Here is an 11,198-nt window from a genome sequence, read left to right as displayed (position 1 = left end):
GAAGGCCCGCCGGTGCAGCGCACCTGCGCCGCTGCCGACCGTACCGGCCATGCCATGTTGCACGCGCTGTACCAGCAGTCGCTGAAGTACGATTCGGACTTCTTCATCGAATATTTCGCCATCGACCTGATCATGGAAGACGGCGCGTGCCGGGGCGTGATCGCGCTCTGCATGGAGGATGGCTCCATCCACCGCTTCCGCAGCCATGCCGTGGTGCTGGCGACGGGCGGTTCGGGGCGCTGCTATTTCTCCGCCACCTCGGCACATACCTGCACCGGTGACGGCGGCGCGATGGTGCTGCGCGCCGGCCTGCCGCTGCAGGACATGGAATTCGTGCAGTTCCACCCGACCGGCATCTATGGCGCGGGCGTGCTGATCACCGAAGGCGCGCGCGGCGAGGGCGGTTATCTCACCAATTCCGAGGGCGAGCGCTTCATGGAGCGCTATGCCCCCTCGGCCAAGGACCTCGCCAGCCGCGACGTCGTCAGCCGCTCGATGGCCGCCGAAATCCGCGAAGGCCGCGGCGTCGGCAAGGAAAACGACCATATCTACCTGCACCTCGACCATATCGACGAGAAGGTGCTGGCCGAGCGCCTGCCGGGCATTACCGAGACCGGCAAGATTTTCGCGGGCGTCGACCTGACGCGCCAGCCGCTGCCGGTGGTGCCGACGGTGCACTACAATATGGGCGGCATTCCCTGCAATTATCACGGCCAGGTCGTCACCATCAAGGATGGCAACCCGGACACCGTGGTCCCCGGCCTCTATGCCGTGGGCGAGGCTGCGTGCGTTTCGGTGCACGGTGCGAACCGCCTGGGGTCGAACTCGCTGATCGACCTCGTGGTGTTCGGCCGTGCTACCGGCCATCACCTGCGCGACACGATCAAGCCGGGCAGCCCGCACAAGGCGCTGCCCAAGGATGCGGCGGACCTCGCGCTGTCGCGTCTCGACCATTTCCGCAATGCCAAGGGCGGATCGCCCACCGCGCAGATCCGCATGGACATGCAGAAGACGATGCAGAAGCACGCAGCCGTGTTCCGCGACACCCAGCTGCTGCAGGAAGGCACCGCGCTGATGCAGCAGGTCAACAAGCGGATGGAGGACGTGCACGTCACCGACCGTTCGCTGATCTGGAACACCGACCTGATCGAGACGCTCGAGCTCGACAACCTGCTCAGCCAGGCGGTGTGCACCATCGAAAGCGCCAATGCCCGCAAGGAAAGCCGCGGCGCGCACATGCACGAGGATTATCCCGAGCGCGACGATGCCAATTTCATGAAGCACACCGTCAGCTGGTTCGAAGGCTGGGGCGGCAAGGGCGGCAAGGTGACGCTCGACTACCGCCCGGTCCACGAATACACGCTCAGCGACGAGGTCGAGTATATCAAGCCCAAGAAGCGGGTGTACTGATCGGCAGATTAGCCTTCTGGCGATGACAATGTTCGGGGCAGGCACCGTACGCGGTTCCTGCCCCGAAGCATGTCTGGGCCGTGTCAGAGATGCCGGTCGATATCCATCCGCTCGTGCAGGATGCGGATGATCTGCACCGTGTCTTCGATGACCAGATAGAAGATCAGGTGATGCCCGCACAGCAGCTTGCGGAATTCCTTCCCCTCACTGCGATAAACTGGATTGCGCAGCGGAAAATCGGCCAGCGAAGACATACTCGCGCGCATCGCGGCGAGCAGCGGGGAGCAGGAGAACCTTATGCGGCATCGCCGAAATGGCGATGCATGAAGGCATCCCAGTCGAACGGCTCGGCAGGTCCGCTCGCCAGACCTTCGCGAAGCGCGGCGTTCAGTGCTTCGCGCCGTTCATCTTCGGCCATCAACCGCCGCATCGCCTCGCGCACGACCTCGCTGGTCGAGCCGTACTCGCCCGATTCCACCTTGCGGCGGGCAAATTCCTGAAACGGCGCGCCAAGCGCAATGGATGTGTTCTTGGTTATGGGGCGATGATACCAGAATTTGGTAACAACGCCGATCTGGGCGCTGCAGTTTACAACAGTCGCTGGCTTGCTGCCTCGTACACAAGATTACGGTCCCGTCGCCCAACAGCGATGACGACGACCGTTACGCGCTCGTCCTCGACCTGATACACCAGCCGGTAGCCAGCCTTGCGCAGCTTGATCTTGTAGCAGTCGCGCATCCCGTGCAGCCGCGCGGAGGAAACATGTGGATTGCGCAGACGCTCTTCCAGCTTCTTCTTGAACTGGCTCCTTATCGTCGGAGCTAGCTTGGCCCATTCGCGCGAAGCCGCATCCAGAAACTCGAGCTCAAAGGTCTTCAATGCGCACCTTGATGCGTTCCTGGTTCTCGCTCAGCCGCTGGCGGACGATCTCGGCGAGCTCCATGTCTTCCAGCCGCTCCATCAGCGCCGCCCAGGCCTTGGCGGGGACCAGATAGGCGGCAGGCGTGTTGCGATTGAGTACGGCCAGCGGCATCCCGTCCGCCGCCTCGATCGCGGCGCTGGGGTTCTTCTTCAGGTCGCTGATGCTGATGCAGCGTTCGGCCAGGATGTCGTGGATCATGACCGGATAATAGGTCATTTAACAGGTCGCGTCAATTTGCCTACCGTCCAAAAAAAACCGGCCGGAAGCGCGGAGCTTCCGGCCGGTCTTTGTCACGTCGCGGGATGAACCCACGACGCCAGCATCTGCCAGTCTCAGCTTTCGCCGGTGATGAAGTCGGGCAGGCCGGCATCGCCGCCGCTCTCGCCGCCTTCCGAGCGCTCGGGGCGACCACGGCCGCGGCCGCCTCCTCCCGAACGCTCGCCGCCACGGTCACCGCCGCGACCACGACCGCCGTCGCCATCGCGACGGGGGCGACGGTCACCGCGGTCACCACGCTCGCCACGCTCGCGGGGTTCGCGGGCAGGGCGGGTGTCTTCCAGCTCTTCACCGGTTTCCTGGTCGACGACGCGCATCGACAGGCGCACCTTGCCGCGCGGATCGATCTCGAGAACCTTGACCTTCACTTCCTGGCCTTCGGACAGGACATCGGCCACCTTCTCGACCCGCTCGTTGCGGATTTCCGAAACGTGGACCAGGCCGTCCTTGCCGCCCATGAAGTTCACGAACGCACCGAAATCGACCAGGTTGACGACCTTGCCGTTGTAGATCTTGCCGACTTCGGCTTCCTCGACGATGCCCAGAATCCACTTCTTGGCAGCCTCGATCTGGCTGAGGTCCGACGAGCTGATCTTGATCAGGCCTTCGTCGTCGATATCCACCTTCGCGCCGGTCTCGGCGACGATCTCGCGGATCACCTTGCCGCCGGTGCCGATGACTTCGCGGATCTTCGACTTGTCGATCTGGATCGTCTCGATGCGCGGAGCATGGGCCGACAGTTCGGTGCGGACTTCGCCCAGCGCCTTGGCCATTTCGCCCAGGATGTGCGCGCGGCCTTCCTTGGCCTGTGCCAGCGCCTGCGCCATGATCTCGCGGGTGATGCCGGCAATCTTGATGTCCATCTGCATCGTGGTGATGCCTTCGGACGTGCCGGCGACCTTGAAGTCCATGTCGCCCAGGTGATCCTCGTCACCCAGGATGTCGGAGAGAACCGCGAATTCGCTGCCTTCCAGGATCAGGCCCATGGCGATGCCCGACACCGGACGCTTGAGCGGAACGCCCGCGTCCATCATCGAGAGCGAGCCGCCGCACACCGTGGCCATCGACGACGAGCCGTTGGACTCGGTAATGTCGGAGAGCACACGGATGGTATAGGGGAACTCGTCCTTGCTGGGCAGCACGGGGTGCAGCGCACGCCATGCCAGCTTGCCATGGCCGACTTCACGACGGCCCGGCGCGCCGAAGCGACCGACTTCACCGACCGAATAGGGCGGGAAGTTATAGTGCAGCATGAAGCTCTCGTACGACAGGCCGGTGAGGCCGTCGATCATCTGCTCGCTGTCCTTGGTGCCCAGCGTGGTGGTGCAGATCGACTGGGTTTCACCGCGCGTGAACAGCGCCGAACCGTGCGTGCGCGGCAGGAAGCCGACCATCGCCTCGATCGGACGGATCTGCGTGGTGGTGCGGCCGTCGATGCGGCTGCCGTCCTTGAGGATGGCACCGCGGACGATTTCCGCTTCCAGCTTCTTCATCAACTTCTGCGCGGCCATCTGGTCCTGCGGCGTCGCATCGGCAAAGGCTTCCTTGGCCTTGGCGCGCGCTTCGTTGAGCGCGTTCGAGCGGGCCGACTTGTCGGTCAGCTTGTAGGCCGCGGCAATGTCCGCACCGATCAGGTCCTTGAGCTTCTGCTTGGCGGCGCTCAGGTCAGCCTGCGGAGCCATTTCCCACGGATCCTTGGCCGCCTGTTCGGCGAGCTTGATGATCGCCTCGACGACCTGACGGCAGGCATCGTGCGCAAACTCGACGGCGCCGAGCATCACCTCTTCGGACAGCTCCTTGGCTTCCGATTCGACCATCATCACCGCGTCATGCGTGGCAGCGACGACCAGATCCAGCTCGCCTTCCTTGACCTCGTCCATCGACGGGTTGAGCTGATATTCGCCATCCTTGTAGCCGATGCGCGCCGCGCCGATCGGGCCCATGAAGGGCACGCCCGACAGGGTGAGCGCAGCCGAAGCCGCAACCATCGCAACGATATCGGGCTCGGATTCGCCGTCGAACGACAGCACCTGCGCGATTACGTTGATCTCGTTGTAGAAACCTTCGGGGAACAGCGGGCGGACGGGACGGTCGATCAGGCGGCTGGTCAGCGTTTCCTTCTCGGTCGCGCCGCGCTCACGCTTGAAGAAGCCGCCGGGGATGCGGCCTGCTGCGGAGAATTTTTCCTGGTAGTGGACGGTCAGCGGGAAGAAGTCCTGGCCTTCCTTCACCGACTTGGCGGCGGTCACGGCGCACAGCACCACGGTCTCGCCATAGGTGGCCAGCACAGCGCCGTCCGCCTGACGGGCAATGCGGCCCGTTTCGAGCTTGAGGGTCTTTCCGCCCCACTCGATTTCTACAGTCTTTACGTCAAACATGGATTTTCCTTGTCGAACCCGGTGCGCCCTATTGCGGACCGGGGCCTCTTCAATTGCCAGGCTGACCGGCCTGGCGCGGTTCGGGGCCATATCTTGCCCCGGCTGGCCCATATCCGCCTCATTGCGAAAGGGCCGCTGGAAACCGCGCACTTTAATTTCATGGCGCGGATAAACGAACGGCCCCGCTGGGGGGCCGTTCGAGAATGCTTACTTGCGGAGACCCAGCTTGCCGATCAGGTCGGTATAGCGGGCTTCGTCCTTCTTCTTGAGATAGTCGAGCAGCGAGCGACGCTTGTTGACCATCATCAGAAGACCGCGACGCGAGTGGTTATCCTTGTGGTGCGACTTGAAGTGCTCGGTCAGGTTGTTGATGCGCTCGGTCAGGATGGCAACCTGCACCTCGGGCGAGCCGGTGTCGTTGGCTTCGCGCGCATATTCCTTGATCACTTCTTCCTTGCGCTCTGCGGTAATCGTCATGTCTTCATTCCTCGAACATCATCCAAAGTTGAAACCGCGCACCACGCGGACCTCGTGGTCCGAAAGCGATACCAGTGCGAGCGGAGCATCATCGCTCCCCCGCGCCCAATATCGCCCATCGTGTGCGGCAATCCCGGTCACGACCTGCCCCATGCGGAGCCGCCTTGCCTGATCGGGAGTGAGGTCAAGAGCCGGGATGTCGGCCAGCCCTGCCTCGAATGGCAAGATTACGTCTTCTGGGGCCGCGCCTTGGCGGATTTCGTCCAGTTTGTCCAGCGAAATCGCTTGCTCGAGGCCGAACGGCCCGGCCTGGGTGCGGCGGAGCATCGTCACATGGCCCACCGTGCCGAGCGCCTGCGCGATGTCGCGCGCGAGGCTGCGGATGTACGTGCCCTTGGAGACATGGGCGGCGAGGGTGATCTGGTCGAGCGGAAGTTCAATCGCTCCAATGCCGTCACCCTGAACTTGTTTCAGGGTCCATTTATCGTCTTGCAGCTTCGGCTGCTGGGGCACGATCGATCCTGAAACAAGTTCAGGATGACGGACAAGCAATCGATGAACGTTTACGCTCCTGCTCGCTAGTTCCACGGTCTCGCCGGCGCGCGCCAGATCATAGGCGCGCTGGCCATCGACCTTGAGCGCGGAATAGGCGGGAGGCACCTGCTCGATCGGCCCGGTAAAGCGCGGCAGCACTGCCTCGATCTCGGCGAGCGTCGGTCGCACGTCGCTGGTCGCTACCGGTTTGCCTTCGACATCGAGCGTGTCGGTCTCCACCCCGAAGCGAACCGTGAAATCATAAGTCTTGTCGCCGTTGAGCATCTGGCCGGTGAGCTTGGTCGCCTCGCCCAGCGCGATCGGCAGCACGCCGGTGGCGAGCGGGTCGAGCGTGCCGCCATGGCCGACCTTGACCTTGCCGAACCCGCCCTGGCGGAACGCGCGCTTGACCGCGGTCACCGCGTCGGTCGAGCCCATGGCATAGGGTTTGTCGAGAATGATCCATCCGTGCATCCGCTGCCCGTTAGCAGTGTTGCGCCCCATGGCCAAATGCGAAGGGCAGGGGCGTCAGGCCCGGCTGCGTTCCCAATCCTCGCGCAGCAGGCCGAAGACGCAGGTGTCGCGGACAAAGCCGGTCCAGGTGATGCGGTTGCGGCGCAGCGTCCCTTCATGCATCGCGCCGAGCTTGCGCACTGCCGATTGGCTGCGCAGGTTGCGCGCATCGACGCGGAATTCGATGCGGGTATAGCCCTGCGCAAAGGCATGCTCGATCATCAGCCGCTTCATTCGCGTGTTGACGCCTGCAGCACCCCGTGCCGATGGCTCAATATAGGTTCCGCCGATCTCGACGACATGGTTGCGCGTATCGGGGTTGATATAGCTCGACATGCCGATCACCTGATCGCGCCACAGCACGGCAAAGCGCACCCAGCTGGTGGTGGCGTGGAACTCCTCCATCGCCTTGTCGAAATGCTCGCCCAGCATCGATATGGGGTAGATATCCCAGATCTCGGTATCGCGCGCGCACGCGGCGCGCAGCGGTTCGACATGACGATCGGCGAGCGGCTCGAGCCGAAGGTCGCCATCGCTCAGCACTTGGCAAAGGCCGCTCATGCCAGCCGCGCCATGAAATGCTTGCGGCACAGCGCGATATAGCGGTCATTGCCGCCAATCTCGGTCTGCGCGCCCTGTTTCACCGCATGACCCGCCGCATCGACCCGCAGGTTCATCGTCGCCTTGGCGCCGCATTCGCACACGGCCTTCAGCTCGACCAGATGGTCGGCGATCGCCAGCAATTGCGCGCTGCCTGGGAAGAGTTCGGCCTGGAAATCGGTGCGCAGCCCATAGCAGAGCACCGGAATCCGCAGCTCGTCGCAAATGCGCGCGCACTGGAAGACCTGCGCCTTGGTGAGGAATTGCGCCTCGTCGACCAGCACGCAATCAAGCGGGGCCGAGGCCAAGTCCAGCGCCACCGCTGCAAAGATGTCGGTCTCCGGCTCGAACAGATGCGCGGGCGCTTTTAGGCCGATGCGCGAGGTGATCTGTCCCGCGCCATAGCGATCGTCGAACGCCGCCGTCCACAGCATCGCCCGCATCCCGCGCTCGGCATAGTTGAACGCCGCCTGGAGCAGCGTGGAAGATTTGCCCGCGTTCATCGAGGCGTAGTAGAAATAGAGCTTGGCCATCAGGGGAGTTTTCCAACAGTTTCAATCGGAACCGGGCTTTCGCCTCCGGCCTTGCGGGCAATGGCTTTGTCAAAGGTCGCGAAAACCGGGGCTGCGCCGGTTGCCGCGACGATGTGCATCATGTCGGCCCAATCAGCGCCTTGGAGAAATCGGTCTATCGCCCATAAGACCGAGTTGCTGTGTTCCACCTGCACATGTTCGACTTCAACGACTTTGTGCAGCATACTGGCGACGATGGGCCTCGGGATTTTCAGCGCCTTTTCGAGGACCCAGCCGAGCTCGGTTAGCACTGTCAGCGAGACATAAGCCGGTTCACGAAGAATTTGGATCGCCAGCGCGGATTGCGCAGGATCATCACCAAGCAGCCATCGCGCCAGAATGTTTGTATCGACGGCCCGCACGCGATTATCGGCCAGCAACGGCGTCCATGTCCGGATCGTCGATATCCGGTGACCAGCTCAATCTTTCGATCGGTATCGGGGGCCCCTCGTGCCGGTACATCTGCCGAAGTTCGCGTGTGGCTTCCTCGATGGAGAGCCGCTTCGTGCGCGCCACGGGGCGGAGCATGACACCGTCGCCCATCGGGATCACCTCGAGGTCCCGGCCCTGTGCCCAGCCGAGGCGATCGCGAACATCCTTGGGGATCACTATTTGCCCCTTGGCGGAAAGGCGGGTGACGTCGTTCATGGCGCAAGTGTACGTCTTACCCGGTAAGACGTCAATCGTCGCCGCCGTCCTCGTCGCCGTCTCCGCCCAGGTCCTGCGCCACCTTGGGGTCGCTCAGCAGCCGGTCGATATGGCTGCCGGTGTCGAAGCTGTCATCGGCCAGCCATTTGAGCTTCGCGGCATATTTCATCCGCACGCGCTGCGCGACCTCGCGCTGGACATAGGCGGTGTTGGTGCGCAGCGCCTTGAGCACCACGTCCTCTTGCCTGCCCAGCAGCGGCTTCACGAACACGGTTGCGTGGCGCAGGTCGGGCGACATGCGCACTTCGGTGACCGAGACGGTGGTGCTGCTCAGCACATCGTCATGCACCTCGCCCCGCGTGAGCAGTTCGGACAGCACATGGCGCACTTGCTCGCCGACGCGCAGCACGCGCACCGAACGCCCTTCCGGGCTGGTATCGTTATGCCTGGCCATGATCGTTCCCTTCACGATACCCCGCCGACCGTTGCCGGGCGGCGGGGATCATGCCTTACAGCGTGCGATCGCGCATCTCGACGTCGAACGTCTCCAGGATATCGCCCGGCTTGATATCGTTCGTATCCTGCAGCACGACGCCGCATTCCAGACCCGCACGGACCTCGGCCACGTCGTCCTTGAAGCGGCGCAGCGAGGCGATGCTCGTCTTGCTGACGATGACATCGTCGCGGGTGATGCGCGCGTACAGGCCCTTGCGGATGAAGCCGTCGGTGACGAGCAGACCGGCTGCCTTGTCCTTCTTGCCCGCCGGGAAGATCTCCTTGATCTCCGCACGGCCGACCACGGTCTCGATCCGCTCCGGACCCAGCACGCCCGCCATCTCGCCCTTGATGTCGTCGAGCAGGTCATAGATGATGTCGAAATATTTGAAGCGCACGCCGTCGCGTTCGGCCAGCGCGCGCGCCTGGGCATTGGCGCGGACGTTGAAGCCGATGATCGGCGCGTTCGACGCCTTGGCCAGCGTCACGTCGGACTCGGTGATGGCACCCACGCCCGAATGCAGCACCCGGGCCTTGATGTCGTCGGTCGAGATCTTGTTGAGCGATCCGACAATGGCTTCCACCGAACCCTGCACGTCGCCCTTGACCAGCACCGGATATTCCTTGGCGCGGTTGGCCGACAGCGCCGAGAACATCGTGTCGATGCTCGCAGGTGCCATGGTCGTGCGCTTCTCCAGCGCCTTCTGGCGGCGGTAATCGGCGACTTCGCGGGCACGCTGCTCGTTCTCGACCACGGTCAGCTTGTCGCCTGCCGACGGCACGCCGGTCAGGCCCAGCACTTCGACCGGGATCGACGGGCCGGCCTCATTGACCTGCTTGCCCTTGTCGTTGATCAGCGCACGCACCTTGCCCGACTGCTCGCCGACGACGAACACGTCGCCGCGCTTCAGGGTACCGCGCTGCACCAGCACGGTGGCGACGGGACCGCGGCCCTTGTCGAGCTTGGCTTCGACCACCACCGCTTCGGCAGCGCGATCGGGATTGGCCTTGAGCTCGAGCAGTTCGGCCTGGAGCAGGATCTTGTCGACCAGCTCGTCCAGGTTGATCTTCTTGAGCGCGGAGACCTCCACGTCCTGCACGTCGCCCGACATCGCTTCCACGATGACCTCGTGCTCCAGCAGGCGCTCGCGGATCTTCTGCGGGTTGGCGCTGTCCTTGTCGACCTTGTTGATCGCCACGATCATCGGCACGCCAGCGGCCTTGGTGTGGTTGATCGCCTCGATCGTCTGCGGCATCAGGCCGTCATCGGCCGCCACCACCAGGATGACGATATCGGTGACATTGGCCCCGCGCGCGCGCATCTCGGTAAAGGCGGCGTGGCCCGGCGTATCGAGGAAGGTGATCTTGTCGCCCGACTTCACCTGCACCTGATAGGCGCCGATATGCTGGGTGATGCCGCCCGCTTCGCCCGCCACCACATCGGTGCCGCGCAGCGCGTCGAGCAGGCTGGTCTTGCCATGGTCGACATGGCCCATGATCGTGACCACCGGCGCACGCGGCTTGAGCGTTTCGGCCGCATCGACGTCCGCCTCGTGATCGATTTCCACGTCGGAATCGGACACGCGGGTGATCTTGTGGCCGAATTCCTCGACCAGCAGCTCGGCGGTATCCTGGTCGATCGTCTGGTTGACGGTGACCATCATGCCCATCTTGAACAGCGACTTGACCAGGTCCGCGCCCTTTTCCGCCATGCGGTTGGCGAGTTCCTGGACGGTGATCGCTTCGGGCACGACGACATCGCGCACCTGCTTGGGCTGCGCATCGCGGCTCTGGCCGCCCATGTGCAGACGACGCTCCTTTTCACGCGCACGCTTGAGCGCGGCGAGGCTGCGGGCCCGTGCACCGCCATCGCCTTCGTTCAGCGCCTTGCTGACGGTCAGCTTGCCCGCCTGGCGACGGTTGTCGACCACCTTGGTGCTGGCCGGCTTTTTGGGCTTGATTTCGGGGCGCGGCGCAGGGGCCACCGGCGTGAACCGGCGCGGCGGCGGGGCTGCGCGCGTTTCCTCGGTGGCGGGCTTGGCCGCTTCCTTGGCTGCGGGAGCAGCCTCGGTCTTTGCTTCGACCGGCTCGGCCGCAGGCGCTTGCTGCGCTTCGGCCGCAGGCGCGATCGTTTCGGCAGGCGCAGGCGCGGGTTCAGCCGCAGCCTTGCGCGCTTCCTCGGCCTTGCGGCGCGCTTCCTCTGCGGCCCGCTGACGCTCCTCGGTCTCGCGACGACGTGCTTCCTCGAGCGATGCCAGACGCGCTTCCTCGGCCTCGCGCAGCAGCTTTTCCTGCAACTCGCGGCGGCTCAGCGCCGAAACCGGCTGCTGCGGACGCGGCGGCGGCGGCGGAGCTGCGGCCGGGGCAGGGGTG

General features: G+C 64.1%; 14 protein-coding genes. 1 reads left to right on the top strand and 13 read right to left on the bottom strand.

The genetic code is table 11. The features are described 5' to 3' along the window. Nucleotides 1-1,410: FAD-binding protein (locus AX735_RS13310; protein ID WP_066281056.1), on the top strand; the 1,410-nt coding region annotated here is incomplete at its 5' end. A gap of 83 nt (nucleotides 1,411-1,493) precedes the next feature. On the opposite strand, the gene AX735_RS13305 is transcribed toward AX735_RS13310, so the two are convergent. From AX735_RS13305 to infB, 13 genes are all read right to left on the bottom strand, one after another. After that, nucleotides 1,494-1,676, bottom strand: coding sequence for a type II toxin-antitoxin system RelE/ParE family toxin (locus tag AX735_RS13305; protein ID WP_066281047.1), 183 nt, complete (start codon nucleotides 1,674-1,676; stop codon nucleotides 1,494-1,496). A gap of 29 nt (nucleotides 1,677-1,705) precedes the next feature. After that, the gene (locus AX735_RS13300) at nucleotides 1,706-1,948 is read right to left on the bottom strand and encodes a type II toxin-antitoxin system ParD family antitoxin (protein ID WP_066281044.1); all 243 of its coding nucleotides are present in this window, start codon (nucleotides 1,946-1,948) and stop codon (nucleotides 1,706-1,708) included. A 50-nt stretch (nucleotides 1,949-1,998) separates the two neighbouring features. Beyond that, the gene (locus tag AX735_RS13295) at nucleotides 1,999-2,289 is read right to left on the bottom strand and encodes a type II toxin-antitoxin system RelE family toxin (protein ID WP_066281041.1); all 291 of its coding nucleotides are present in this window, start codon (nucleotides 2,287-2,289) and stop codon (nucleotides 1,999-2,001) included. Beyond that, the gene (locus AX735_RS13290) at nucleotides 2,276-2,548 is read right to left on the bottom strand and encodes a type II toxin-antitoxin system Phd/YefM family antitoxin (protein WP_231750115.1); all 273 of its coding nucleotides are present in this window, start codon (nucleotides 2,546-2,548) and stop codon (nucleotides 2,276-2,278) included. Before AX735_RS13290 ends, AX735_RS13295 begins: the two co-directional genes overlap by 14 nt. Nucleotides 2,549-2,664: 116 nt before the next feature. Continuing rightward, on the bottom strand, nucleotides 2,665-4,986 hold the full coding sequence (pnp, locus tag AX735_RS13285) for a polyribonucleotide nucleotidyltransferase (RefSeq protein WP_066281038.1): 2,322 nt from the start codon (nucleotides 4,984-4,986) through the stop codon (nucleotides 2,665-2,667). A gap of 207 nt (nucleotides 4,987-5,193) precedes the next feature. Continuing rightward, complete coding sequence (gene rpsO, locus AX735_RS13280) at nucleotides 5,194-5,463, bottom strand: 30S ribosomal protein S15 (protein WP_023838184.1); 270 nt, start codon at nucleotides 5,461-5,463, stop codon at nucleotides 5,194-5,196. Between the two features lie 18 nt (nucleotides 5,464-5,481). Next, nucleotides 5,482-6,471, bottom strand: a complete 990-nt coding sequence (gene truB, locus AX735_RS13275; RefSeq protein ID WP_082751095.1) for a tRNA pseudouridine(55) synthase TruB — start codon at nucleotides 6,469-6,471, stop codon at nucleotides 5,482-5,484. Nucleotides 6,472-6,525: 54 nt separating this feature from the next. Beyond that, nucleotides 6,526-7,071: a GNAT family N-acetyltransferase gene (locus AX735_RS13270; RefSeq protein ID WP_066281031.1), complete on the bottom strand. Its 546-nt coding sequence runs from the start codon at nucleotides 7,069-7,071 to the stop codon at nucleotides 6,526-6,528. Next, the gene (locus AX735_RS13265; protein ID WP_066281029.1) at nucleotides 7,068-7,643 is read right to left on the bottom strand and encodes a thymidine kinase; all 576 of its coding nucleotides are present in this window, start codon (nucleotides 7,641-7,643) and stop codon (nucleotides 7,068-7,070) included. The genes AX735_RS13270 and AX735_RS13265 overlap by 4 nt, the downstream gene beginning before the upstream one ends. Continuing rightward, nucleotides 7,643-8,062: a type II toxin-antitoxin system VapC family toxin gene (locus AX735_RS13260; RefSeq protein WP_066281027.1), complete on the bottom strand. Its 420-nt coding sequence runs from the start codon at nucleotides 8,060-8,062 to the stop codon at nucleotides 7,643-7,645. The genes AX735_RS13265 and AX735_RS13260 overlap by 1 nt, the downstream gene beginning before the upstream one ends. Beyond that, nucleotides 8,049-8,330, bottom strand: a complete 282-nt coding sequence (locus tag AX735_RS13255) for an AbrB/MazE/SpoVT family DNA-binding domain-containing protein (protein WP_066281023.1) — start codon at nucleotides 8,328-8,330, stop codon at nucleotides 8,049-8,051. Before AX735_RS13255 ends, AX735_RS13260 begins: the two co-directional genes overlap by 14 nt. Nucleotides 8,331-8,361: 31 nt before the next feature. Beyond that, entirely contained in the window at nucleotides 8,362-8,784 is a 423-nt protein-coding gene (gene rbfA / locus AX735_RS13250) for a 30S ribosome-binding factor RbfA (RefSeq protein WP_066281049.1), read from the bottom strand. A gap of 55 nt (nucleotides 8,785-8,839) precedes the next feature. Beyond that, the coding region (infB, locus tag AX735_RS13245; protein WP_066281020.1) for a translation initiation factor IF-2 at nucleotides 8,840-11,198 on the bottom strand (2,359 nt) is incomplete at its 5' end.

This window comes from Blastomonas sp. CCH1-A6 (assembly GCF_001556365.1).
Taxonomy (GTDB): Bacteria; Pseudomonadota; Alphaproteobacteria; order Sphingomonadales; family Sphingomonadaceae; genus Blastomonas; species Blastomonas ursincola.
The sequence above is the reverse complement of the archived record's forward strand: the minus strand, read 5'-3'. Positions and strand labels throughout refer to the sequence as shown.